This window comes from uncultured Mailhella sp. (assembly GCF_944324995.1).
GTDB lineage: Bacteria > Desulfobacterota > Desulfovibrionia > Desulfovibrionales > Desulfovibrionaceae > Mailhella.
Map to the genome: position 1 here is coordinate 33006 of NZ_CALUYL010000023.1, position 25307 is coordinate 58312.

Genomic DNA, 25307 nt, shown 5'->3' on the forward strand with positions numbered 1-25307 from the left:
AGGCAAAAAAAAGACCGGAAGTTTCCCCGCAGGGGCTTCCGGTCTTGCTTTTTACATGTCGGTGCCGGCCAGTTTTGCCTCGTGGGCGGCGCGGAGCTGTCCGCAGGCCGCCTCGATGTCCTGCCCTTTGCTCTTGCGCACGATGGCCGTGATGTCCTTGGCCCAGAGCGCCTTTTCAAAGCGCAGAAGCTCTTCCGGCGAAGGCGCGCGATAGGGCGTGCCCGGCGTGGGATTGTAGGGAATGAGGTTCAGCTTGGCCTTGAGTCTCGCGCAGATGCGGGCGAGCTGCTTCACGTGTTCCGGCTGATCGTTCACCCCGGCGATGACCAGATATTCCAGGGTGATGCGTTCCCGCGTCTTGAGCGGATACTGTTCCAGCGCGCTGATGAGCTCCTCAAGCGGCCAGTGCGCGGCGCGGGGCATGAGCTTTTCGCGCAGCTCCTGATTGGGCGCGTGCAGCGACACGGCGAGAAACGCGAGGCCGCTGTCGCCGAACTCCCGCATGCCGGATTCGATGCCGCAGGTGGATACCGTGATGCGCCGGGGCGAGAAGGCGAGGCCCTTGGGATGTTCCAGCGTGCGCAGCGAATCCATGACCGTGGCCAGATTGAGCAGAGGCTCGCCCATGCCCATGTACACAAGGTTGCGGATGATGGGCCGCTCGGGCTGCGTGTCGTGAACGTAGGCGCGCGCCACCTGCACCTGACCGAGAATTTCGCCCATGGTCATGTTGCGCCGGAAGCCGAGCTTGCCCGTGCTGCAGAAGGAACAGGCCATGGCGCAGCCCACCTGCGTGGACACGCACTGCGTCATGCGCACGGAAAGATCGTTGGGGCGCTTGGGCGCATCGCTGGGAATGAGCACCGTTTCCACGAGTTCGCCGTCGGCAAGCTCAAGAAGAAACTTGGTGGTGCCGTCGGAGCTTACGCGCACGTCGGCCACGGAGGGCCAGCGTATGTCGGCAATTTCCGCAAGACGGGCCCTGTCGTTCTGGGAAATGTCGGTCATGGCCTCGAAGCCGGACACGTTCTTCACCCATATCCACTGCCATATCTGCACGGCGCGGAACTTCTTGAAGCCGAGCCGCTCCACCACAAAACGTTCAAGGGCGGGATACGGAAGATCGCAGAGATTCACTTTGCTTGCATCGGACATGAACAATCCTCGGCCGCAGCGCGGTCAGTTTCCTTGAAGGTGTTATTCCGGCAGGGCCGGACAACGGAGCGCGTCACGAAACGCGCCTTTGCGGCACACGACCGCCTTCAGCAATCGGCGCAGACAACGCCCAGATGCCGTTCCAGAATATCGTTCAGCGCATCCCAGTCGCGGCAGGTCACGATTTCCTGCCGCAGCGCCCGCGCGCCGTCCAGATTCTTGACGTAGCGCGGCACGAAGGTGCGCATTTTCAAAAGCGCATGCTGCGGCGCATAGCGGCGGGCCAGCGCCGCATGGCGGCGTATCACGCGGGCCAGAGACGCGCGGTCCGCAGGCAGATCGTCGAGCACGTCGCAGGCGTGCTGCGCGTCGAGCTTCCGGGAGCTTTCGCAGACGATGCCGGAAGAAGGAGGCAGTTCCCCTTCCATGGCTCCGGCGCGGATCATGGCGGCGTGTTCGGCGAACACGGCCGGATTCTTGAGCGCGCCTCTGGCGTACATGACCGACGACGCGCCGGTTTCCCGCAGCACGCGTATGCCGTCCGCCGCGGTGAAAAGATCGCCGCTGGCAATCACGGGAACAGGAAGAGCCTCGGCCAGCTCGGCCACGGCCTCATGCCGGGGAGAGCCGGAAAATCCCTGCGTCGCATGGCGGGGATGCAGAGTGATCCAGCCTGCGCCGAGATCGGCAAGACGACGGGCCAGATCCAGATAGACTTCATGCTCGGCATCCCAGCCGAGGCGGATCTTGAATCCGACGCGGCCCGCTCCGGCGGCCCGCACCACGGCCTCGGCCACGCGAAGAGCGTTCGGCACGTCGCGCAGCATGGCCGCGCCCGCGCCGGTCTTGGTCACCTTGGGCACGGAGCAGCCCATGTTCACGTCGAACCACGAGAACCCCCGCTCGCGCAGAATGCGCACGGCCTGCTCCATGAACGAGGCTTCCGCGCCGAAAATCTGCACCACCAGCGGATGATCGCATGCCGTGCTGCCGTCTTCCAGCGCATCGCCCTCTTCGGGCGTGGTGGCAAGCAGCTCTTCGGTATTGCGCCCTCCATAGACCAGTCCCTTGGCGCTCACCATTTCCGTGCAGCACACGGCGGCGCCCATTTCCCGGCAGAGCAGCCGGAAGGGCAGATCGGACCAGCCGGCCAGCGGAGCCAGCCACGGGGCGTCGGGGCGAATGGGAAGTTCTGACATGAGATATCCTTAAAACAAGCGGCGTTTTCCGGCGTTATGCATAGCAGGCGAAGGCCCTCATGGCAAGGCGGGCCCGGCAACGCTTTGCGCATGGCGGGAGGCGCGCGCCAGCACGGCCGCGTCCACGCGCCTCGCTCCCGCTTCCAGAAGCCGTTCCGCGGCCCGTTCCATCGTGGCTCCCGTGGTGCAGATGTCGTCCACAAGCAGAACGTGCAGATCCTTCACCTCGTCCGAGGCTTCAAAGGGCTGCTTCATGAGACTGCGCTGTTCCCTGTTCAGCAGCGACTGCGGCGTGAGGGAAATCGTTTTCACGAGCAGATCGACACGCACCGGCACGCCGAGCGTTGCCGACGCGCGCCTGACCATTTCCCGGCACTGATTGAAACCGCGGCTGCGCAGTCTGGCCCGATCCAGCGGCATGGGCACAATGACGTCCGGCCTGCTCGTCACCGCGTAGTGATTGGCGCATACCGCCGCAAACACCCGGCCGAGCGCGTCGAGCACGGCCAGCGAGCCGCCGAACTTCGCCCTCAGCACCAGATCGCGCAAAAGATCGTCGTACACGCCGAAGAAAAGAAATTCACGCCACGGCGGCAGCGCCCGCAGACAGTGATCGCAGGGCATGCAGGGCGCGTCTTCCAGAAGAGAGGGCTCGCCGCAGTACGGACAGAATCCCGTGATGCGCGGGCGCAGTCTTTTCCGGCAGTCGGGGCAGAAAAGCTGCGCCAGAACCTCTTCCACCTCAGGCACGGGCGAATCCGGAGCCGAAGGCGGTTCAAAGGGCTCGCGGCAGGCCGCACAGCGCCTCTCCAAAAGCCCCAGAGAGCGCAGCGCCCGGTCGGCCGCATGAAAAAAGTTCGCGCCCCTCACGGCAGCACAAAACGGGAAAGACTTGCAGCAAATTCGACCACGCGCGCCGAAGCCTCCGCATGGCCCGCCAGATCCTCCGGCCCGTCGAGCCCGTAGAGACGAAGCGGCTCCACCCATTCCAGCCCGAGCGCAAGAGCCATGTAGCGCAGCGTGCGCTCCGCGCCCTCGAAGAGCTTGTCGCCGCGAGGCCGCGCCCCGATGAGCACGGCCGTGACCGGGCGTCCGCCTCCGGGCTTGTCCGCGCACTTCCAGAAGCGCTGCGCACGGTCGATCCACGCCTTGGCCTGCGCCGGCAGATGATAAAAGTACACGGGCGAAATCAGCACGCTCAAAGGCGCGCGGCACACGGCGTCAAAAAGCGCCTTGGCTCCGTCGCCCGGCGCGTCGAGCGCGCAGCGGCCGGGATGCGCGTCGCAGAATCCGCAGGAAACGCAGGGCCGAACACCCTCGTCCGCAATGCGAAACTCCCTGCACGGCGCGCCGAGAGCCTGCCGCACCAGAAGCGCGGCGGCGTCGCTGTTGCCGCCCCGGCGAGGACTGCACGAAGCCAGAAACACCGGCTCGATCATACCTTTTCCCCTTCCGTTTTCCTGCTCTTTGTCAAGGCTCCGCCGCACGTTGCAAAAACGGCGACTTCTCGCCTAAAGGCGGGCCTTCGCCTGAATGCACCGCTACCGGCCGAAATCGCAACGCCATTCCGCCAGAGCGGAACGCGGCGCGTCAACATGCGCCTTGCGCTTGGCGCAGCACATCGCGCCGCCCCTGCTCCGGCCGAAACGCGGGGCTTTCGGCGCAACGCCGGACGCAGCGGGCGAAGCCTCAGAGCGTGCAGTAGCAGTTGTGCGCGGCTTCGTAGCCCACGCTGGTTTCCGGGCCGTGACCGGGATAGACCATCACGTTGCCGGGCAGCTTGTAGATGATCTCGCGCAGGGACTTCACCAGCTCGTCGCCGTTGCCGCCGGGCAGATCGGTGCGCCCCACGGAACGGAAGAACAGAAGATCGCCCGTGAGCACGAGGCCGAGATCGGAGAAATAGTAGCAGAGGCTGCCCGCAGAATGACCGGGCGTGTGCATGACGCGGCACGAAAGACTGCCCCACGTCACCTCGCCGGGAGCGAGCACTTCGGCCTCGAAGGGTTTCAGATTCATGCCGAAGCACATGCCCTTGCACAGCAGCAGGGAACGCTCGGCCCAGTCTTCCGCGCCGACCAGCGGCAGCATGCCCGTGGCGCGGGTCATGTCCGCGCAGCCGATGCAGTGGTCGCAGTGCAGATGCGTGAGCGCCACGGCGCGCAGCGTGAGGCCGTTGTCGGAAATGCTCTTCAGCACAAGATCGGTCTCAATGGAAGGATCGAACACCACGGCATCCTTGCCGTTGTGCACGATGTAGCAGTTCGCTTCCAGAGGTCCGAAAGGAAGGGTTATCACGGGCATGGGAAACTCCTGAAATGTTTTGCCGTTTCAAGCCTCCTTCTCTTGTATGCCCTTTGCCCCTCTTTCGCAAACGAAAAGACCCCGGATTTCCCGGGGCCTTATGAGAGATAAACGCCTTACACTGCGCCGCCGGACTCCCGCCATGCGCGGCACAGACTCAGAAAGTACGCATGAAAGCGAAGGTCGCTCGTGAGCTCAGGATGAAACGACGTGGCGAGCACATTTCCCTGCCGCACCGCCGCAGGGCTCATGCCGAGCGGCCCTTCCACCCGGGCGAGCACCTCCACCTGCGGCCCGCAGGACACGATGATCGGCGCGCGTATGAACACCGCCTCCTCATCGTCGGCCACGCCGCGCACGTTCAGCACGGTTTCAAAGCTGTCGGTCTGACGACCGAAGGCGTTGCGTCGCACCCGGGCGTCCAGCAGGCCGAGCCGAGGCTGATCCAGAAGCGCGCCGTCCGGCCCTTCCACCTCGCGGCTCAGCAGAATGAGTCCCGCGCAGCTTCCGTACACGGGCATGCCCCGAAGTCCGCAGGTCCGCAAAGGCTCCAGCAGTCCTTCATCCACAAGCAGCCTGCCCATGGTCGTGCTCTCGCCGCCGGGCAGCACCAGTCCGTCGAACTGCTCAAGCCCGGCGAGCGGCGACGAAGAGAGCGGCCGACGCACCTGCGTCACCCTCGCCCCGCAGCGCTCCAGCGCCGCGCAGTGTTCCCGAAACGCGCCCTGGAGCGCCAGCACGCCGATGTGAAGTTCGCCTACCATCCCCGCTCCTGCATGCGCTGTTCCGGGGCGATGGTCGAAATTTCAAGGCCGGGCATGGCCTCGCCGAGCCCTTCCGACACTTCCGCAAGCACGGCCGGATCGTTGTAGTTGGTGGTGGCGGTCACAATGGCCTTGGCAAAGCGCGCCGGATTCGACGACTTGAAAATGCCCGAGCCCACGAAAATGCCGTCGCAGCCGAGCTGCATCATGAGCGCGGCGTCGGCAGGCGTGGATATGCCGCCCGCCGCAAAGTTCACCACGGGCAGAGCGCCCTTCTCGCGCACTACTTGAAGCAGTTCCAGCGGCGCGCCGATTTCCTTGGCAAAGCCCGGCACTTCCTCTTCCGGCAGCGAAAGCAGGCGTCTCAGCTCGCTCGTGACCATGCGCATGTGCCGCACGGCTTCCACCACGTTGCCGGTGCCGGGTTCGCCCTTGGTGCGTATCATGGCCGCGCCCTCGGCAATGCGCCGCAGCGCTTCGCCCAGATTGCGCGCGCCGCACACGAAGGGCGTCTTGAATTCGCGCTTGTTCAGATGAAAATTCTCGTCCGCCGGCGTGAGCACTTCGCTCTCGTCGATGTAGTCCACGCCGAGCTGCTCCAGAATGCGCGCTTCGGCGATGTGTCCGATGCGGACCTTGGCCATGACGGGAATGCTCACCGCGGCCATGATGCTCTTCACCACGGCCGGATCGGCCATGCGCGCCACGCCGCCCGCCCTGCGGATGTCGGCCGGCACCTTTTCCAGCGCCATGACGGCGCAGGCGCCCGCCTCCTGGGCGATCACCGCCTGTTCCGGGGTGGTGACGTCCATGATCACGCCGCCCTTCAGCATTTCCGCAAGACCGCTCTTGAGTCGAAACGTATTCTTTTCCATGATGATTCTCCTTGAATAGACGCCGACGCGGAAAAACAGCGCGCTCTTCCGCCTTCCGGCAGATCCGGTACTACGCTTCCGACTTGCCGTTTTCCAGAAAATGCGGCAATACGGTGACAATTAATATTGTCACGAATACAAAAAATATTGCGACATTTCAGCGCCGTCACGCCGTTTCGGCATGCGGCGCAACCGGGAGAACAGGATGCAGGAAGAAAAAATGCGCAGACTGCGCACACTCTACGACGAAGCCGACGCGCCCTGCCGCTATCAGCGCGTGGCTGCGGCGCTGGAAGAAGCCATACGCGAAGGGCTGTTCAAGCCCGGCGACGCGCTGCCCACGCAGCGGGCCCTTGCCGCAGAGCTTAAAGTCACCACGGGAACCGCCACCCACGGCTATGCCGAAGCGGCGCGCCGCGGCCTTGTGGCCGGCGTGACGGGGCGGGGAACGTTTGTGAGCTCCACAGGCTCGGATGTGGACGTCATGCCGCCTCCGGCGCCGCTGCCGCCGTCCACGCAGTGGCCGGACGCCGAGGCCGCCGCGCCGTCCGACGGAGATTCCGGCGCGGAGCCTCGCTGGAATCTCGGCTTCATTGCGCCGTTCGAGTCGCTGAATCCCTCGCTGCACAAGGCGCTCGGCAACCTTCTGCGCCGCCTGAGCGACAGAGAGCTTGCGGAGCTTCAGAGCTACCATCGTCCGGCGGGCATGGATCGACACCGCGAGGCAGGCGCGCTCTGGGCGCGGCGCTACGGCGTGCCCGCGTCGGGCCGCGATCTTTTGGTGTGCGCAGGCTCTCAGCACGCGCTCATGACCATACTCGCCACCCTGTGTACGCCCGGCGACAGAATAGCCGTGGAAAACCTGAGCTATCCGCTGCTGCGTGAGCTTTCCTGGCGGCTGCGTCTGCCGCTTGCGCCCGTGCGCACCGACGCGTGCGGCATGCTGCCCGACGCGCTGGAGAGCGCCTGCCGTTCCGGGGGCGTGAAGGCCGTGTATCTCATGCCGTCCTGCCGCAATCCCACGCTCACGCGCATGCCCGAATCCCGCCGCAAGGACATTGTGGAAGTCTGCCGCAGGCACGACGTGTTCATCATTGAGGACGACGTGTACGCCCTGGCCCTGAATCCGCCGACGCCCGTGCTTCCCTTTGCCGCGCTGGCCCCGGAAAGAACCTGCTTCATTGCCGCCACCAGCGAAATTCTGGGCGGCGGGCTGCGCGTGGCCTATCTGTGCCCGCCGCAGCACACCCTCGACGAACTCGAACGCACCCTCTCCTACACCATATCCATGGTGCCTCCGCTCATGGCCGAGCTCGCCGCCCAGTGGATCACCGACGGCACGGCCGACAGAACCCTTGCCGCCAAACGCGAAGAAGCTGCCGCACGCAACGCCGCGGCCCGCGAGATTCTGGACGGGTATCCGCTCGTGTCCCGGGCCACGGGATTCTTCTGCTGGCTTGAGCTTCCCGATTCCTGGACGGGCAGAGCCTTTGCCAAGGCAGCGCTCGAAAAAGGCGTGCTCGTGGCCGAAGGCGAGCATTTTCTCATGGGGCACGCGCCCCGGGAAAACGGCGTGCGCCTGGCGCTCGGCGGCGTTCTGCGGCGCAAGGATCTGGCCCGGGCCCTCGGCATCGTCGCCGCTCTTCTCGAATCCTGAACAGGGCTGCGCCCGCGCCGTCCGGAAAACGTTCGGGCGGCCTTTCACCGCAGAAAGGGCGCGCTGCGCCGTATCGCGAAAAAGCCGAACGGCGGCAAAACGCCTCGACCGCCGCGCTTCCGCCCATGAACAAAGCGACGATTCTTCCCTCTCCCGGCAGACAGGCAGCAGGGAAAACGCATTGACGTCCCGCCCCAAGCCGTTATGATAACTCGTCCTTATCATCAGGAGAGAGATATGATAACCGCAATACTCCTTTACTGCGTCCTCGGCGCCATTGCCGGCCTGCTGGCCGGTCTGCTCGGCATCGGCGGCGGGGCCGTGGTCGTGCCCATGCTCGTCTTTTCCTTTCAGTGGCTGAACATTTCGCCGGAAGTCGCCATGCACATGGCCATCGGCACATCGTTCGGCGCCATCATGTTCACGTCCGTGTCCAGCGCCATGGCGCATCACCGGCACGGCGGCGTGGACTGGCACGTGTTCCGCTGCGTGGCCCTCGGCATTCTGGTGGGCACCTACTGCGGCTCCTTCGTGGCGGCCCGCATTCCGGCGCGCTATCTGCAAATGTTCTTCGTGGTGTTCCTCTACTACGTGGCCACCAACATGCTGCTCAACAAAAAGCCCAGCGCCAGCCGCACCCTGCCCGGATTCGCCGGCATGACGGGCGCAGGCGCGATCATCGGCGCGGTTTCCAGCCTTGTGGGCATCGGCGGCGGCACGCTTTCCGTGCCCTTCCTCGTGTGGCACAACATGGACATGCGCCGCGCCGTGGGCACCTCGGCGGCCATGGGCTTTCCCATCGCCTTTGCCGGCTGCCTCGGCTTCGTGACCAACGGCTGGAACAATCCCGAACTTCCTCCCTACGCCTTCGGTTATCTTTATCTCCCGGCGCTGGTGGGCATTGTGGCCATCAGCATGCTCACGGCTCCCGTCGGCGCGAGCATCGCGCACAAGCTGCCCGTGCCCAAGCTCAAGAAGTTCTTTGCCTTCTTCCTGTACGTGATAGCCACCAAGATGCTCATCGACGTTCTGTAATCTTCCGACAAGATGAAAAAAAAGGTCGTGCGCTCAAACGCACGACCTTTTTTTTCGTCCTGTTTTCTTATGGAAGGCGGCCGAGTTGCAGAACATGGCGGGCGCTCCTGCCGAAGCCGCGCGCCCTGAAGCCGATGCCGACGCCATCAGCCTCAGCGCAACGCCATGAGCAGCGGAACAATGATCGGCACAAACAGCGTGAGGCACATGCCGGAAAACACCGCGAGCACGGCGCAGCGTTCGCCGCTCACCTGCGCAATGACCGGCAGACAGGTGTCCATGGCCGCCGCGCCGCCCGCCAGCACCGGCCCGAGACGACCGGTCAGCCGCATAAGAAGCGGCGGCAGCAGCAGGGCCAGCGCCTCGTGTATCATATTGGACAAAAGCGCCACGGAGCCGAGCGCCGGATCGCCCAGCCGCGTGATGATGACCGTTGCCAGGCTGTAGTAGCCGAAGCCTGCGCCCACGGCCAGCGCTTCGGGCAGAGACAGCGCGGAAAAACGGGTCAGCACAAGCCAGGCCAGAGCGCTGCCGCACAAGGTGCCGACCACCACGCCGAGCGGAATGAGCAGGATGCGGTAGCGAAGCTCGCGGATGATGCCGAGCGCCTTCAGATCAAAGCCCACGGTCATGCCCGCAAGCACAAGAAGCAGGTACAGCACCCACACCGCGGCCTCGCCTGCAGCCGGGCCCTGCGGCAGCACGCGCAGCCAGCCGACAAGCGCTCCGGCGAGAAAAAAGCCCAGCGCCACAAAGGAACCTGCGCTCCCGCCCCTTTCCGACGCCGCGCCTCCCGATTCGCCGGGGGCGTATTCCGCAAACACGTGCCTGCCGAGAAAACGCGCCGCCGCAAAGCAGCCCGCCACGGAAAAGGTACTGATGAGCACCGCGTACAGGCCGAGACTCCGCAGCTGCCCGAGCAGCGCGTCGTCGAGACCGATGGAAAGACCGAGCAGAAACAGCATGATGCGCACGGTCCAGCCGAGGGCCGCGTTCACCACGCGCACCACGGCGGCATGACGGCGCAGCACCCACCCTGCGGGAATGCCCCCCGCAATAAGACCCATTTCCAGAAGCATTCCTTCTCCCCGAATCCTTGATTGTCAACTCGAAGCGGCAGCGCGTCCTGCCGGAGACCGCCCGGGCGCAACAAAAACGCGCCCGCAGCCGCCGAAAAACACCGTCGGCCTCAAAACGCCGACGGCCTGAGGCAGCGTCAGCGCGTCCGCCGATAGCGCAGCCAGACCTCTCCTTCGTCCAGCGTCTGCGCGTCTTCAAGACGGAATTCCGCAGTCACGCCGGAGTCGAAGAGACTTTTATCCCCGGCCGACGCCGTGACCGGCATCATGACCAGACTCAGCTCGTCAACGACGTCGGCGCGGAGGAACGCGCCGTTCAGCAGACTGCCGCCTTCAAGCAGCAAGCGGCGTATGCCGAAAATGCTCTTCAGCTTGTGCAGCGCCAGCGCAATGTCGATGTCGTCCTTGCCCGCAAAAATGTAGGACACGCCCTTTTCCTGCAGACAAGCAAGACAGGCCTGCGGCACGCTCTCGCACAACACTTCCACGATGTGCGCCCCGTCGTAGCCCGGATCCTCGTCCTCGATGCAAGATCCCTTCCAGCCGAGACTTCCATGCCTGTCGAAGGCCACGGCAAAAAAGGACGCATTCTCATCGGCCACATGATCCATGGGAAGCACGACGGAGCCGTCGAAGCGGGAAAGATCGGGCCTCACTCCTCCCGTGAAGCTCTCCTCCATGGTCACGCGGCCGCAGGCAAAGGCGCTGGCTCCGTAGTCGCGGTGAATGCGGTAGTAGGCCTGCGTGGCGGCCCGGCAGCGCGGAAGGCGCAGAAAATCGCCCGTCACCTTGCCGTCCAGCGACATGGACATGTGACAGACGACAAAGGGCCTGTCCTGAATCGTTGAACGTTCCTTCATCGGATTCCTCCATGGAAACTCCCGAATGCTCGACTCCGGGGGAAAAGGTTGACCATGGAAAAGTTCCGAGTGCGGCCATGGTGCAGAAGGCGGAAGCGGCAAAAGCCGCCGACGCCGGGCCATTCTACCTGAACGACGCAAAAAGGCCAGAGGGCGATAACGCATAAAAAAGGCCCCCTTCCGGGGAAGGGAGCCTGAAAAGCGTCCTGTCGCGAAGACTAGAAGCGGTAGCCCAGCGTCACGCCGAAGTTGTGGGCGTAGCTGTTGTGCGCTTTGCCCTCGTAAGCAGCCGTCATGCCGTGGCCATCAACGCGCTGCTTGTAGTTGATGTCGCGCACGTCGATGTACATGTAGGCGAGATCGAGGGTCCAGTTTTCATACTTGAAGCCCGCGCCGAGGGTGTAGTAGTTGCGGCCGTTGGAGGGCACGAGATAGTCGTAGCAGTTGTCGTCCTGCAGAGGCGAGGTTTCGTAGGTGAAGCCCGCGCGCAGGGTCAGCCAGTCGATGGGCGCGTATTCCACGCCGAAGGTGAAGGCCCAGGTGTCGCGCCAGTTCTTCTGCTCAAAGAACTGCGGCGTGCGGTCGCTGTGCATGTTGATGGTAAGGTTGCGGAAGCGGCTCCACACGGTGTAGGCCACGTCGCCTTCAAAGCTCAGGTTGGGCAGGGGCTTGTACATCACGCCCAGGGTGATGACGTCGGGAATGGTGAGCTTGCCGTCGGCATTGCAGGTCTGCAGGCTCTGTCCCATGAGCCCCGTCACGACCGGACTTCCGGAGAAGCGGAAGCGGGTCTGTCCCTTGAAGGTCATGTCTTCTCTGGAGCGATAGGTCAGGCCCGCGCTCCACTGATCGTTGAAGCGGGCGTGCAGGCCGAAGTTGTAGCCGAAGGCGTAGCCGTTTTCGGAGTGGATGCGGGCATCGGCCTGTCCTACTCCAAAACCCAACATCCCGGCATTGACATTATACTGCTGGTTCAGGCTGAGGTAGCCCCAGGTGTAGCTCACGCCCGCGCTCACGGAGAACACGTCGTTGATCTTGTAGGCGATGTTGGGGTTGATGGTGCTCGAAAGCAGCGTGACGGACTTGAGTCCGCTGGACGCGGGAAGTCTTTGCCCCATCACGGGATACGTGGCAGGCGTCTTGCTGCCGGGGGCCGCCCAGTTGTCCGGGAACTGGGAGCCGAGGCCGTAGCGGGTGAAGGTGCCGACGCCGAACCACCAGTTGTCGCTGATCTGATGCGTAAGATAGAAATGCGGAATGGGCCACACCTGATCGGAGCTGGACACCGTTCTGCCGGTGTCGGCGCGGCTGATGTCGAAGTTCAGCGCAGAAACGGCAAGACCCATCTGGGTGGCGGTGCCGGGAATCTGCGTAATGCCCGCGGGGTTGTAGGCCACGGCCGAAGGATCGTCGGCACGGGCCACCATGCCGCCGGCAGCGCCGCCGCCGAGACCCATGCCTCGCGCGCTCCATTCGGTAATGGCAAAACCTTCGGCATGAGCGCCGGACACGGAACCCGCCACCAGTCCGAACGAAAGCAGGACTGCGGCGGCAACTCTGGCCTGACTGCGCACGGCACAAAAGACCCCGCGCATCACATTGAGAGATACGTTCATGAAATCCTCAGCAAGGAGATGGATTTTCCGGCTGCGCCGGAATGGGACGCACATTCCGCCCGAAAGACGACAAAACGTCCCCCGAAGCCGGCCTCTCTCCGGCAACGGAAATACTGCGTCGGTGTATGGGTATCGTGCTTTGTAAAAAAAATAAACCTCTATTTAACGGTAGATTATAAGATTTTCCATCATATTTTTGATGGATTATCCATCATTTTGCCGGAACTGCGAGCCGTGGAACAGGGGCGCGGCGTGAAATATTCTGCGCGGCAAGACATTTCGGACGCCGCATGCCGGAAGCCGTCGCCCGCGCATCGTTGCCGCTTCGGCCGAAAATCTCATCGCCGCGCCGAAGGCACAGCAAAAAAATTTAACATCCGACCGAAAACGGAGCAAAAACGACGCGTTATTCAGCGCGCGTCCACGTCATTCGGCGCGTATCCAGATGAAGCTGCCCTGTCTGCCGTCCTCGACGCCGAATCGTCTGAAACGCCTGTAGGAAAAGAACAGTTCCGCATTGTCGAAGGTACACAGGTCAATGCCGAGAATACGGCCGGGGCGAAGTCCCGCCGTTTCCAGCTGATGCCGCGCCAGCATCCACAAATCCACGGTGCGCCTCGCCTCATCGTACCAGGGCAGAAACTCCGGCCCCCATTCCTGCGCGAAATTCACGAATTCCGAGGCCGCCGGTCCGAGACTCGGCCCGCGCACGGCCCACAGCTCGGCAGGATCAAGGTCGTAGCGCTCGCAGAACTCTTCCACCGCAAGGCGCGGATAGTCCTGTCTGTTGCCCCGCCAGCCCGCGTGTACGGCCATGACGAAGCGGCCGGACTCGTGCGCCACAAGAATGGGCTGACAGTCCGCGGTTTTAATCATGAGCGCAAGTCCGGGGCGGGACGTGGCCATGCCGTCGGCCTGCTCGCAGGGCACGGCAAGAGGATTCTGCGCCTGCGGCTCGAACACGGTGCGCACGCCGTGAACCTGATGCACCTCCGCAAAGGCTTCCACGCCGAGAAGCGCGGGAATCGACGCGCGGCGCGAAGCGGACGACGCATCGCCGCTGGAAAGAGACACCGTGCCGAAGCCTCGCGTGCTGAACGCGCAGCCCACGCCGGGCACGCCCGGAAACTGAAAGGGAAGCATGGTCAGAGACAAAGCAGTTCCTCCTCGGTACACACGGCCCGCGCGGGCCTGTCCCACTCATCGTGGGGAAGACGGTTCAAGAGAAGTTCGTGGAAGGCCAGCCCCACGCTGGCGCAGCGCGCTTCGGCAAGCAGTCTGTCGTAGTAGCCGCCGCCGTAGCCCAGGCGGAATCCCTGCCTGTCGAAGGCCAGGCCCGGCACGACGATTAACGTCTGCGGCCCGTCCGCCAGATCCGCGGCGGAAAGCAGGCGGGAGCGCTCCGTCATTTTCGGCTCGGGAATGCCGAAGCCGGACGTTTCAAGCTCCTCCTCTCCGGCGCAGGCAATCATGTCCATGACGCCCTTCTCGCCCTTCCGGCAGCGCGGAAGAAACACGGTTCTGCCGCTTCTCCACGCCTCGTCAAGAAGCAGCGACGTGTCGGGTTCGCCCTTGACCGAAACAAACAACGCCACACGGCGGCACCGCCGCCAGAGCTCGTCGGCAAGCAGCCGCTCCTGCATGCGCCTTGAGCGCGCGGCGCCCTCCTCTCCGCAGGAAAGCTCGGCGCGCCGACGCCGTATTGCCCGGCGCAGCTCATCCTTGTTCATGTGTTCGACATCCATGCTCTTCTCCAAAAGTTTCCGGCCTCACGCTCTCCGACCGGGAAGCGCCGCTCCGACTGAAAGCGACGGCAAGTTCCGGGCGCAACGCCGGGCGTTTCGGCAGGCGCTGAACGTTTTCTCTCCCGCGCCGGTATGCCGCGGACGCTCTCACTATGAAAACGTTTCCGAAAAAACGTCCACGGGAAAAAGAAATTGCAGATTCCATGCGGATTCTGTTCCCGAAAATACGCCTTCCGCTTTTTTAATCCGCCCGTTCCGAAGAAAATACAACATTAATAACCTGCCAGAGTAAATGGCGAAAAAACGCCGCGCGCCGCGCATTTTCATGCATTTGCCCTCTCCTCCCCCTTTGTCAAACGAAAAAAAATAGTCTATATTGCGTCCAGCAGAAACGTTCTGCGGGTATTTTCGTCCGCTCCAGCGGAAAAGGACCTTCCCTACATGCCAAGCCCCGTTCCGGAATCAGCTCCGTACATTCCGAGCTGCTGCTCTCCGTCGGCGCGCTTCACGCGTTTTGCCGACTCCGCGAACGCCGGAGATCAGCCCGATACCGGACAGCTCTGGATCGTGCTCGGCGACATCCACGGTTGCATCCGCCGTGTCAGGGAAATCCCCGAACTGGAACAAGCGGCCGGAGTCATTCTCACCGGCGATCTGACCACGCTGGGAGGCGTTGCCGCCGCCCGCACGGTGATCGAGGCCTTTCAGGCCGTGCATCCCGTCATTCTTGCCCAGATAGGCAACATGGATCGCGCCGAGGTGAATGACTGGCTTGAGGCCAAGGGCATCAACCTGCACCGCAACGTGCGGGAACTGAGCCCGGACGTCGCCCTCCTCGGCGTGGGCGGCTCCACGTTCAGCCCCTTTGGAACGCCGTCGGAATTTCCAGAGGCACGTTTTTCGGAATGGCTGGAGGATCTGGCCCGCCGCGCCGTCAGCTACAGAGAGCTGGTGCTCGTGGCCCACAATCCTCCGTACAACACGGTCTGTGACCGTATCGACGGCGGCCGTCACGTCGGCTCCACCGCCATACGGGATTTCATAGAGGAATATCAGCCCGCCGCCTGCCTGTGCGGGCATATCCACGAATCAGCAGGAATACAGCGCGTCGGACGCACCATTGTCGCCAATCCCGGCCCATTTTCCGCCGGGGGCTACGCCTTGCTTACGCTTGCACGCCCGGGCGTAAGGGTCGCACTCCGCAGACTGGAGAGCTGACGCCGTATCACATTTTTTGAGGATCACATGAGTCAGAACCCCGTTCTTCCCGAAGAGAATAACGAAGAAATCAAAACCACAAAAACCCGCCGCACCAGAAAGGCCGCCGCTTCCGAAGAAAAGCCGGCCGCCGGAGAAAAAAAGACCGTCCGCCGCACCCGCAAGAGCACCGCTGCGGAAGAAACTGCTGCGGACGACGCCACGGAAGAGAAAAAGCCCCGTCGCCGCACGACGAAGAAGGCCGCCGCTTCCGAGGCGCAAAGCGAGGAAACAAGCGAAGCCAGGCCCGCCGCCCGCAAGAGCCGCACACGCAAGAGCGCCGCGGCCCGCAGCGCCGAGGCGGAAAAGAAGGCCGAGACGCCCGCCGAAGATGAGCAGATCATTCATCTCGGCTCCGCGCTCGTGCTCGACGACATGCTGCCCCCCTTCTCCGTGACGCCCGAAAGCGACGCGCCCGCCGCTCCGGAAAAAAAGCGCCGCACCAGAAAAAAACGCGCCGCGACCGCCGAATCGGCCAAGGCTACGGAAGCGGAAGTACCCGCCGAAGCACAGCCCGAAGCCAAGGCTTCCGACGCTCCGGTCTCGGAAAAGACGGCTGTCGAAGCTCCGTCTGTTGAAGCTCCGCTCACGGCCGCTCCGGCCGCCCAGGCTCAGGATGCGGAAAGCGCCGACGCTCCGGCCCGGGAAAACGCCGCGGAAGACAACGCTGCCTCCGCTCTCCCCGAAAAGTCTGCCGAAGGCGCGCCCGAAAAGGCCGAGGCCAAAGAGCACGCCGCCGAAGAGTCCGCCGACAAGAAGCGCCGCTCCCGCCGCTCGCCGCGCAGAAGCGCCCGCAGCGCCGAGGCGGAAAAGAAGGCCGAGACGCCCGATGAAGACGAACAGATCATTCATTTGGGCTCCGCGCTCGTGCTCGACGACATGCTGCCCCCCTTCTCCATGACGCCCGAAAACGCCGACGCCGAAACCGTGGCAACCGAAGCCGAAGAGAAGGCCGAACGGGCTGAACACACCCGCCGGCAGCGCCGCAACCGCGCCGACAAGCCCCGCCGGAACGCCGAGCCCGAGAATGCCGACGACAACATCGGCAACCGCGCCGACGAGCCCGTCGCAGCCGGACAGTCTCAGCCCGAATGGTTCGACGACGACATCGTGACCAACATTCTGCCCTATCCCGGGGAATTCTCCGAAGACGGACGTCCCTATTCCCGCTCGCGCCGCAACCGCAAGAACCGCGACGCCCAGCCGGCCTTCAACGGTTCGCCCTATCTGCCCGGCTCCTATCAGCAGGGCTTCTACGATCAGCCGCAGGCCATGACCTCCGACAACCCCTTCGGCAACCGCAAAAACCGCAAGAACCGCAACAATCGCCGCAATCAGCAGAACGTTCCCGTCATTCCGGACGACTTCGACTTCAACGCCGCCATGCTGAACGACAGCGTCCTCGGCGTGGCCCTCGGCCGCCGCGAGGAAGAATTCATTCCCGAAGACGACGGTCCGCAGCCCGCCCTGCCCGGTCAGCCCGTGGCCCTGCCCCTTTCCTCCAGCGACATGGCCGAAGAGGATCTGGCCGCGCTCGACGCCGCCGTCAACGGCAACCGCATCGACATGCCTCCCGCCTCGCAGAAGGAAGGCCGCCAGAACCGCAAGAACAAGAAGAATCAGAAAGACCTCCCCGCTCCCGCCGCCAGGAGCGAGAAAAAGCCCGAGAAAACCGAAACGGAAGAGACCGCGCATCCGCGCCGCGTGCTCTACGTGAGCGTCGTGCCCGACGAACAGGTGGAAGTCGTCATCACCGAAGACGGTCAGGTCACCGAATACTTCGTGGAAATGGCCCATCAGGTGAAAATCCGCGGCAACATCTACAAGGGCGTCATCAACAACATCGACACCAATCTGCAGGCCGCCTTCGTCAACTTCGGCAACGGCAAGAACGGCTTCCTCCAGATCGACGAAGTGCATCCGGAATACTATCTCGTGCCGCACGACGCCTCCCACGGCCCCAAGTATCCGCCCATCCAGAAGGTGCTGAAGGTCGGTCAGGAAGTGCTCGTGCAGGTGGTCAAGGAACCTTCCGGATCCAAGGGCGCGTTCCTCACCACCTGGATCTCCATTGCCGGACGCTTCCTCGTGCTCACTCCCGGTCAGGAACAGATCGGCGTTTCCCGCAAGGTGGAGGATCCCGAAGAGCGCGCGCGTCTCAAGGATCTGCTGAACGGCATTCAGCCCGGCGAAAACATGGGCGTCATCATCCGCACCGCGAGCGAAGGCGCAAGCAAGGCCAGCATTCAGCAGGATCTGCAGTACCTCAAGAAGCTCTGGAAGGACATCCAGAAAAAGGCTCCCACGGAAAAGTCGCCCTGCCTCATCTATCAGGAAGCCGACCTCGCCACCCGCTCCGTGCGCGACTACCTCTCCGACGACATCGTGGAAATCTGGACGGACGACGAAGCCACCAAGGCCCGCGTGGAAGAAATCGCCGGACTCATCTTCCCGGATCGCGCCGGAGACATCGTGAAGCTGCACAAGGATCAGCGTCAGAGCCTGTGGGAACGCTTCAATCTGCTCAAGCAGCTCGAAACCGTGACCAGCCGCGAAGTGGTGCTGCCTTCCGGCGGACGCCTCGTCTTCGATCAGACCGAGGCCCTCATGGCCATCGACATCAACTCCGGCAAGACGCAGGGCAAGACCAACTTCGAGGCCATGGTGTTCCGCACCAACATGGAAGCCGCCGAAGCCATCGCCCGTCATCTGCGCCTGCGCGACATCGGCGGTCAGGTGGTCATCGACTTCATCGAAATGCGCGACAAGAACCACTGCCGCGAAGTGGAACGCACCCTGAGAAACGCCATGCGCAAGGACCGCGCCCGTCACGACGTGGGCCACATGAGTTCCTTCGGACTCCTGGAACTCGTGCGTCAGCGCACCGGCACCTCGGCCATTTCCATTTCCTGCGAGCCCTGCCCCTACTGTCACGGCACGGGCGTGCGCCGCAACATGGAATGGCAGTCGCTCCAGGCCCTGCGCGACCTGCAGAGCAAGCTGTGCCGCAGCCTCGACAGCGGCAAGAACAAGAAGAACGACAAGTCTTCCGAACCTTCCACCTTCATTTACGAAAGCGATACGGAACTCGCCCTGTACCTGCTCAACCGCAAGCGCGACCGCATAGCGGCCCTTGAGGAAAAATACGGGGTACACATAGAAATCCGGCTGAAGTAACAGCAAAGGCCCCGCCTCCTTTCGAGGTCGGGGCCTTTTTTCAGGATGCGCATGCTGAAAAACATACTCATCGTCATCGTCATCGCCGTCTGCGCGCTCTACGTCTATCAGAAGCAGCAGACGGAAGTTCCCGTGCCCGCCTCCGCGTTCCGCAAGGTGGACGAATCCGCACTTCAGAACCTGAAGGACAAACTTCCCGCCGTCATCTTTGAAAAGGACATTCAGCCCGTCATCACCCGCAACCGCAACGGCGGTCTCACGCGGGAGGAACTCGACAAATTCCTCGACAAGCTGGAAACCATAGGACAGGCGCTCGGCGACAAGGCCACCGACGCCGTGAACAAGGCCGGACACGCCATCGCGCCCGATCTCTTCCCCAGAAAAACGCTGGCGGAGCGCTCGGCGGACATAGCCAAATCGCTGGCCGGCGCCGCCGAGAAAGGCGCAAAGGCCGGTCTGCCCGTGCTTCAGGAAGCGGCAAAGGACGTGCTGAACGCCCTGGCCGCGGCGCTCTCCTTCCTTCTCGACAAGGCCGCCGATCTCATCGCGGGCGCATAGCCGCGCCAGGATTCGCTCCGGAAGGCGCAGAGCCCGGCGCATCCGGGGCAGGAACGCCCGGTGCCGCAACTTCTGAAAGCGCGCCCTGCACGAAGGCGCGCAAGAAAAAACGCCTGCCCGGAACATGCCGTCCGGCAGGCGACAACCTGACGCGCAGGCAACGCGCCCTCACAGAAGCGCGCCCGCTGCTGCGCGTCTGCCGTTCACAGACGCAGTCGCGCCGCCCTCACGCGCAATTCTGCATCTTCTCACGCACAGTCTTGCGACGCACCTTTCCCGACACTGAATTCCACCGCCCCTGCGACACGCAGCAGAGACAAAAAAAGCCGCCGATCTTTCGATCCTGCGACTGAATTTGCGGCGTTCTGAAACGCCGGACTGCAAAAGCGTACTGTGGCTTTGCGTCGTCATGCCGAAGGCCGACGCGCCGAGCCGTTTTCCGCTTCCGCCCGATTCCCCAAGGAAGGCCGGCTCCTTCCGAAGCCGGCCTTCCTGTGAAAGGAATGATGAAAGAAATGCATGGGGACGTTGCCCTACTTCGCCGCCGCTTCTCGAGCCATGGCGCGCTTTTCCCAAAGCTTCATGTCCTTCATCTTCTGACGACGGGCACGCTGCAGTTCCTTGCAGGTGAGAGGCGTTCCCTTCTTGAAGCCCCATTTCGCGCGATAGGAAGCGGCGTCAAGACCGTGGAGAATAAGATGCTTCTTGGTAATGACCTTGAAGGTCTTGCCGCACTCAAGGCAGACGATGCTCTTTTCCTTGATGGAGCGCTTGGGATCAATGGCGGGAGCTTCCGCAGCGGGGCAGGCTTCCTCAGTCTCTTCACAGCAGTCGAGCTTCTTGAGCTTGCTTGCCAGCGAAGAAATCATTTCCGCCATTTCATCTTCGGACATGACACGGACGGACGCCTGTGCCTTGACCAGTTCTATAGCATGCTTGAGATAATCTTCCATCGGGGCCTCCTTATAAGAAAATAATATTTCATATGTAAACGCAATCTCTCCGTCTGTCAAATGAAGCAAAGAAAAAAGCGAGGCTTGCAAAATAACAGAGCCGTGATTCCGCTTTGCCTAGTCCCGCAATGGAATGCGAGCTCCCACAGGCACCGATTTCACAAATCTGTTCCAGAAAAAAAATGAGAAAAACGATGTCGGCATGAGGAATTCAGAGAAAAGGACGTCCGGCGCAAAGAGGCCTTCATGCAATGAAACGATCAAGACCAAAACGCCCGTCGCTTTCCCGTTCGCCGCCTTCATTCTAAAAAGAATTCCTCTCTGCAAGAACGCGCACTTGTGCAGAACATGGCGAGTATATTTCAGAACCGGGCTCCGTTGAAGCGCCGAGCGTACAGAACGAAGGCTCCTGTTGCGTTGCCGAAAACAGGCGCGTATGAATGCGCGCACCATCGGCGTCGGCCGAGTCCGCCGTCTTTGTCGGAAGCGATACGGTGAACTTATGTGAGAAAGAGTAAACTTATGTCCTGCACGCCTTCTGCCGCACGTTTTTCCCGCCGTATGACACATTATACACAAAATTGAAAAACGTGTCTGAAAACGCCGCAGAACAGCTTTGCACGCGCTTTTATGCGTTCCGAAACGCCCCGTAAAAAGTACGTCTGATTTTTTTCAACGATTTTTCCGTCGCACATCGGGGCGTCGCGCTCCGCACATGAGTTCCGACGCGCCCCGTTCCGCACGAGGCCCCGCAGACACATGTTCCCGACGATTCGCCACGTTCCGCAAAACGGCAAGAACTCCTGCTCCGCTTCCGCGCAGGCCGCCGCAAAAGACGCCGTCATTTTTCGCCGACACGCCCCCTCCGGCTCGCGGTTCCGGGCCGGACAAGACTCCCGTCAGCGCCGGGCAAACGCCCCAGCAAACGCGCAACGCGTCCGGCACGTCCACACCATCAGACAACGGTTCGCCCTCCCCTCCTTCACGCCCTGAGCTTTTGTCGCCGTCAAACACACGCGTCGTGACCGCCTTCCTCACGCAGACGCCCGTTTCCACGCTGCCAAGCGCGTGTCGTGCTTCTTTCCCGGAGGCATGCGTTACACGCGTCACGGCGCATTTCGCCAGCAATAGACAGGAAAAAGCAACAGCGTTGCGCATTGCCGACCGCGGCTTCGCCTCCCCCCTCGGCTCTTCCGACGCCTGCCGTCAGTCGCAAGGCGCTCCGCGCCCGTTTCTTCGTGCCGCAACCAGCGCGCAGGACGGCGTTTCCAGACTTTCCGCCCCTGCCGCGCCGCGCTTCCGATTCACGGGTCAGACGGCAAGACGCCCCGAGAGCATTCTCTGCGGCCAAGAAAGCGCTGTGCCGGCACGCAGCCGCTAAAAAAAGAGGGGGGAAATCCCCCTCAAATCACTAGGAACGGTGTTCCGGCAAAGGATAGCGCCCGCAGGTGAACTTTTCCCCTTCCGGGCAGTAGCCGAGTCTTTCGCATCGCGCGCCCGCGTGGCGGAACACCTCCGGCAGCACCTCGCGGCAGAGGCTCAGCATGGTCCGCGCCACGCCCCGGATCTCCCACTGGGCGCGGGTGCAGCAGCGATGTTCAAAGAAATTGAGCAGCGTGCGGCAGTTCATGGTCACCACGATGCTGGAGGCGGCCGCCTGCGGCAGCACGAAGCGCGCGTCCTCGCAGGAAGAGGAACCGCGGCCGTCCTCTTCAAGCATGGCCTTCAGGTCTCGATAGGCGCTGCCCACCTCCTCCATGAAGCTCAAAAAACGCGCCCGCGCCTTCGGATTGGCGGCAATGGCGGGCGGCATGACGTAATTCATGTCGGAAGCGTCCACATAACGCTGACTCTGCTGCGAATAGCTCGCAATGCGATGGCGCACGAGCTGATGCGTCAGCGCGCGCGACACTCCCGAAAGCGCAAACGTAAAGCTCACGTGCTCAATGGGGCTGGCATGGCCGGAAGCCATGATGTTTTCCACAAAGGCGGCCTGCTTTTCGCGCGATATGTCCCCGGCCAGCAGATGCGGCCACATGTCCGCCACGTCGCCGGCGTGATAGCACTGACGGAAGGCGGCATAAATAAGGGAAAGCGGCTCGGGCGTATGCGCCAGAAGCTCGACGCGGGCTTTGACTTCGGACATGTTTTCCTCCTCGCCCGTCGGACGCGACGGACGGCGCTGACGCGCGCAAAACGCAAAATGTTCGGATGGAAGCGGCAGAGCGCCTACAGAAGGCTTCCCTGCGCGGTGCCCCCGTACAGACGATGAAGATGACGATAGGCCTTGGGCGTGGCCACACGACCGCGGGGCGTACGGTTCAGGAATCCGCACTGAATGAGATAGGGCTCATAAATGTCCTCGATGGTGCGGATTTCCTCGGAACAGGCTACGGCCAGCGTCTTCACGCCCACGGGCCCGCCGTTGAAGTGGTCGATGAGCACGGTAAGAATTTTGCGGTCCATTTCATCGAGTCCGGCCTCGTCCACATCGAGGCGCACCAGCGCGGCCCGGGCCTGTTCGCCGTCCACCACGCCGTCTCCGTACACGGCGGCAAAATCCCGCACCCGGCGCAAGAGCCGGTTGGCAATGCGCGGCGTGCCGCGGGAACGGCGTCCGATTTCCAGCGCGCCTTCCTCGGTCACCTGCACACCGAGAATGCGCGCAGAACGCTGCACCACGCGGGCAAGTTCTTCCGGCGAATAAAATTCCAGACGGCTGATGATGCCGAAGCGATCCCGGAGCGGCGAAGAGAGCAGGCCGAGTCTGGTCGTGGCTCCCACCAGCGTAAAGGGTTCGATGTCGAGCTTCACCGTGCGCGCCGCAGGGCCCTGACCGATGATGAGATCCAGCGTGAAGTCTTCCATGGCCGGGTACAGCACTTCTTCCACGCTGATGGGCATGCGGTGGATTTCATCCACAAACAGGATATCGTGCCGGGAAAGATTGGTCAGAATGGCGGCCAGATCGCCGCTGCGCTCCAGCACCGGGCCGGACGTGGCCACAAGATTCACGCCGAGTTCCGCCGCCATGATGCGGGCAAGCGTGGTTTTGCCGAGTCCCGGATTGCCGTAGAACAGCACGTGGTCCATGGACTGACCGCGTTCCTTCGCCGCGTTCAGATACACGCGGAGATTGGCGCGCAGCTCTTCCTGACCTATGAAGTCTTCCAGCCGCTGCGGACGGATATTTTCATCGGCGCTGTCCTGCGCCATGCTCTTGGGTACGAATTCTGCCATTTACTTCTTTCCTCTGGCCAGCGCCTTCAAGGCGGCGCGCAGCGCTTCGCCCACGTCAAGCTCCGGATCGCTCTCCAGCACCTTTCTGAGCACCTGCCCGGCCGTGTCTTCGTCATATCCCAGATTGGCCAGACCCGTCAGCGCGTCGCGATACACGGAAGGCCGCCCCGCCGCCGCGGCGGACAGGGAAACGGGAGTCTCGCCCTTCAGCTTATATTTCAATTCCAGAAAAATCTGCTGCGCCGTTTTCTTGCCTATGCCCGAAACCTGCGTCAGGGCGGCGGCGTCATCGTCGGCCACGATACGGCGCAGATCGTCGGGGCGATAGCGCGAAAGTATGGCGAGAGCCGTGCGCGCTCCCACACGATTGATGCCGGTCAAGAGATTGAAGGTCTGCCGCTCGTCCCAGGAAGGAAAGCCGAACAGCTCCTGCGCGTCCTCGCGCACGATGAAGCTCGTATAAAAAGCCGCGGAGCCGCCCTGGGCAGGAAGCTGAGTCAGCGCATGTTCCGGCAGAAAAATCTCGTAGCCGATGCCGCCGGCCGTTACCAGCACGCAGCCGTTCTCGGTGCGCTCCAGCACCCGCCCTTCCAGATAAGCAAGCATCCGTCCTCCTACAGACTTGTAACGTCATGAAATATTTACTTTATCTAAACAATCAGACTACGTTATTATACAAAAAAACGCAAGACAGACATTTTGCCTTCCACGGCATGCGCAGCATTCAAAACCAAAAAATCAAACAAAACAATATCGTCGGCACATGACGGAACAATGATAAGCTGTCGTTTTCTCCTTCATCGACGTCAGATGCGAACGGTTCTCTCCTCCAACGCGTTGAACAAAAGTCATGACACGGCAGAAACACCTCATCATGTTTCCCGAGAGGTTGACCCGGCCGAACGATTCGCGCCGTGCCAAAAGACACGCCAGTACAAAGAACGGATGAGCAGCTCGACGTAAGGACTTGCGCCATCGCTCTCCCCTGCTGATGAGCCATACCCTCAGCTCGTGTGCTCTGCGGACTCCCTGACGAATCTTTTCCGCATGACGCAGAAAGAACCGCCTACAAGCTCTCCAGCGCATTCAGCCGCTTTTTCTCCCGGGGAAGGTGAGGGGGGAATATCGGAAACGTCGCGCGAAGCCTCAGAAGCTCTTCAACTGCGCAACTTGATGCACTCTTTCGCCCTCACGTTGGGGAGCAGACTGAAAATCAAAAGACAGGGAATTGGAGCTTTCAAAAAAAAGCACGCCGCCCTGTGAGGCATGCAGCCCTGCCATGCCGGATAACGCGCAAAGCGCAACAGCATCTTGCCGAACCCGCAAGTACGATATTGCGGGAGCCTCCTCGATCAACCTCTGAAAATTTTCTCCGACCGACTCCGCCGCTGCGATGTTTTTCTTTTGAAGGCTCTTCCGCCTGAAAAAAAATGCAGCCCAGCTAGGCCGAGCAAGGCGCGAGCGGCAACAGGCATCTTTCCAAACAGGAAAGCTCGATGTTGCGGATGCTGCGGGAGAATCCTCGATTTTTCTCTACAAACTTCCTCCCGCAGCTTTGCCGCCGCGGTATTTTCCTTTTCAGTCGCTTCCCGTGTCGCGGGGGCTCCTCGATCAGCCCCCAAAAACTTCCTCCCGCCAGGCGGCCAGCCGTTGCAATAATTTTCTTTGCTGCTCTCTTCCGCCGCCTCAGCCATCCGAAGGAATAAAAACAAAAAAGGGAAGGAAACCCGAAGCGGATCTTCCTTCCCACAAAACCCATTCTGCAAGCGCAGGCTTTAAACGACGAAAGGCTCCTGAACAGGAGCCTTTCTAAAGATAACCTTGGCATCGGCC

The 25307-nt window shown here is 62.3% G+C and carries 22 protein-coding genes; 6 read left to right on the plus strand and 16 right to left on the minus strand.

The features are described 5' to 3' along the window. Positions 1–51: 51 nt before the first annotated feature. The 7 genes from rlmN to pdxS form a co-directional block, all read right to left on the minus strand. Positions 52–1155 (minus strand): 23S rRNA (adenine(2503)-C(2))-methyltransferase RlmN, encoded by a 1104-nt coding sequence (gene rlmN / locus Q0K02_RS09720; protein ID WP_294488078.1) that lies wholly within the window; start codon positions 1153–1155, stop codon positions 52–54. 107 nt (positions 1156–1262) lie between these two features. Beyond that, positions 1263–2354, minus strand: coding sequence for a tRNA-dihydrouridine synthase family protein (locus Q0K02_RS09725; protein WP_294488080.1), 1092 nt, complete (start codon positions 2352–2354; stop codon positions 1263–1265). Positions 2355–2411: 57 nt separating this feature from the next. Then, positions 2412–3104 (minus strand): ComF family protein, encoded by a 693-nt coding sequence (locus Q0K02_RS09730; RefSeq protein ID WP_294488082.1) that lies wholly within the window; start codon positions 3102–3104, stop codon positions 2412–2414. A 116-nt stretch (positions 3105–3220) separates the two neighbouring features. Then, positions 3221–3793, minus strand: a complete 573-nt coding sequence (locus tag Q0K02_RS09735) for an NAD(P)H-dependent oxidoreductase (protein ID WP_294488086.1) — start codon at positions 3791–3793, stop codon at positions 3221–3223. 250 nt (positions 3794–4043) lie between these two features. Further along, the gene (locus Q0K02_RS09740) at positions 4044–4658 is read right to left on the minus strand and encodes an MBL fold metallo-hydrolase (RefSeq protein WP_294488089.1); all 615 of its coding nucleotides are present in this window, start codon (positions 4656–4658) and stop codon (positions 4044–4046) included. A 116-nt stretch (positions 4659–4774) separates the two neighbouring features. After that, positions 4775–5422, minus strand: a complete 648-nt coding sequence (gene pdxT, locus Q0K02_RS09745) for a pyridoxal 5'-phosphate synthase glutaminase subunit PdxT (RefSeq protein WP_294488093.1) — start codon at positions 5420–5422, stop codon at positions 4775–4777. After that, positions 5416–6297 carry a pyridoxal 5'-phosphate synthase lyase subunit PdxS gene (gene pdxS / locus Q0K02_RS09750; RefSeq protein ID WP_294488095.1) on the minus strand — a complete coding sequence of 294 codons (882 nt, stop codon included), beginning with the start codon at positions 6295–6297 and terminating at the stop codon, positions 5416–5418. Before pdxS ends, pdxT begins: the two co-directional genes overlap by 7 nt. Before the next feature lie 205 nt (positions 6298–6502). On the opposite strand from pdxS, the gene Q0K02_RS09755 reads away from it, so the two are divergent. Next, entirely contained in the window at positions 6503–7954 is a 1452-nt protein-coding gene (locus Q0K02_RS09755) for a PLP-dependent aminotransferase family protein (RefSeq protein WP_294488096.1), read from the plus strand. A 237-nt stretch (positions 7955–8191) separates the two neighbouring features. Next, complete coding sequence (locus tag Q0K02_RS09760) at positions 8192–8989, plus strand: sulfite exporter TauE/SafE family protein (RefSeq protein ID WP_294488098.1); 798 nt, start codon at positions 8192–8194, stop codon at positions 8987–8989. A 152-nt stretch (positions 8990–9141) separates the two neighbouring features. Here Q0K02_RS09760 and Q0K02_RS09765 read toward each other — a convergent pair whose 3' ends face one another. Together Q0K02_RS09765 and Q0K02_RS09770 are read right to left on the minus strand one after the other, a co-directional pair. Next, the gene (locus Q0K02_RS09765; protein WP_294488101.1) at positions 9142–10068 is read right to left on the minus strand and encodes a lysine exporter LysO family protein; all 927 of its coding nucleotides are present in this window, start codon (positions 10066–10068) and stop codon (positions 9142–9144) included. A gap of 137 nt (positions 10069–10205) precedes the next feature. After that, positions 10206–10928 carry a dihydrofolate reductase family protein gene (locus Q0K02_RS09770; protein WP_294488105.1) on the minus strand — a complete coding sequence of 241 codons (723 nt, stop codon included), beginning with the start codon at positions 10926–10928 and terminating at the stop codon, positions 10206–10208. A gap of 11 nt (positions 10929–10939) precedes the next feature. On the opposite strand from Q0K02_RS09770, the gene Q0K02_RS09775 reads away from it, so the two are divergent. Next, positions 10940–11095 carry a hypothetical protein gene (locus Q0K02_RS09775; protein WP_294488108.1) on the plus strand — a complete coding sequence of 52 codons (156 nt, stop codon included), beginning with the start codon at positions 10940–10942 and terminating at the stop codon, positions 11093–11095. A gap of 51 nt (positions 11096–11146) precedes the next feature. Here the strand turns inward: Q0K02_RS09775 and Q0K02_RS09780 are convergent, their stop codons facing one another. The 3 genes from Q0K02_RS09780 to Q0K02_RS09790 all read right to left on the minus strand — a co-directional run bounded on the left by Q0K02_RS09780 (position 11147) and on the right by Q0K02_RS09790 (position 14289). Beyond that, positions 11147–12544, minus strand: a complete 1398-nt coding sequence (locus Q0K02_RS09780) for an outer membrane protein transport protein (protein WP_294488111.1) — start codon at positions 12542–12544, stop codon at positions 11147–11149. Between the two features lie 426 nt (positions 12545–12970). Then, entirely contained in the window at positions 12971–13699 is a 729-nt protein-coding gene (locus tag Q0K02_RS09785; RefSeq protein ID WP_294488114.1) for a laccase domain-containing protein, read from the minus strand. Further along, positions 13690–14289 carry a 5-formyltetrahydrofolate cyclo-ligase gene (locus Q0K02_RS09790; RefSeq protein ID WP_294488117.1) on the minus strand — a complete coding sequence of 200 codons (600 nt, stop codon included), beginning with the start codon at positions 14287–14289 and terminating at the stop codon, positions 13690–13692. The genes Q0K02_RS09785 and Q0K02_RS09790 overlap by 10 nt, the downstream gene beginning before the upstream one ends. A gap of 441 nt (positions 14290–14730) precedes the next feature. Between Q0K02_RS09790 and Q0K02_RS09795 the strand changes: the two genes are divergently transcribed. From Q0K02_RS09795 to Q0K02_RS09805, 3 genes are read left to right on the plus strand one after another with little or no spacing between them, the layout of a single operon-like run. Continuing rightward, entirely contained in the window at positions 14731–15507 is a 777-nt protein-coding gene (locus Q0K02_RS09795; protein ID WP_294488120.1) for a metallophosphoesterase, read from the plus strand. A 27-nt stretch (positions 15508–15534) separates the two neighbouring features. Further along, positions 15535–18723 carry an Rne/Rng family ribonuclease gene (locus tag Q0K02_RS09800; protein WP_294488123.1) on the plus strand — a complete coding sequence of 1063 codons (3189 nt, stop codon included), beginning with the start codon at positions 15535–15537 and terminating at the stop codon, positions 18721–18723. Between the two features lie 51 nt (positions 18724–18774). Further along, a complete protein-coding gene (locus tag Q0K02_RS09805) occupies positions 18775–19281 on the plus strand; it encodes a hypothetical protein (RefSeq protein ID WP_294488125.1) in 507 nt (168 codons plus the stop codon). Positions 19282–19814: 533 nt separating this feature from the next. Here the strand turns inward: Q0K02_RS09805 and Q0K02_RS09810 are convergent. From Q0K02_RS09810 to ruvA, 4 genes are all read right to left on the minus strand, one after another. Then, positions 19815–20234 (minus strand): MucR family transcriptional regulator, encoded by a 420-nt coding sequence (locus tag Q0K02_RS09810; RefSeq protein ID WP_294488128.1) that lies wholly within the window; start codon positions 20232–20234, stop codon positions 19815–19817. 1411 nt (positions 20235–21645) lie between these two features. After that, positions 21646–22380, minus strand: a complete 735-nt coding sequence (thyX, locus tag Q0K02_RS09815) for an FAD-dependent thymidylate synthase (protein WP_294488131.1) — start codon at positions 22378–22380, stop codon at positions 21646–21648. Positions 22381–22463: 83 nt separating this feature from the next. Next, positions 22464–23450: a Holliday junction branch migration DNA helicase RuvB gene (gene ruvB / locus Q0K02_RS09820; RefSeq protein ID WP_294488143.1), complete on the minus strand. Its 987-nt coding sequence runs from the start codon at positions 23448–23450 to the stop codon at positions 22464–22466. Between the two features lie 24 nt (positions 23451–23474). Then, positions 23475–24080 carry a Holliday junction branch migration protein RuvA gene (ruvA, locus tag Q0K02_RS09825; RefSeq protein WP_294488133.1) on the minus strand — a complete coding sequence of 202 codons (606 nt, stop codon included), beginning with the start codon at positions 24078–24080 and terminating at the stop codon, positions 23475–23477. Positions 24081–25307: the final 1227 nt, after the last annotated feature.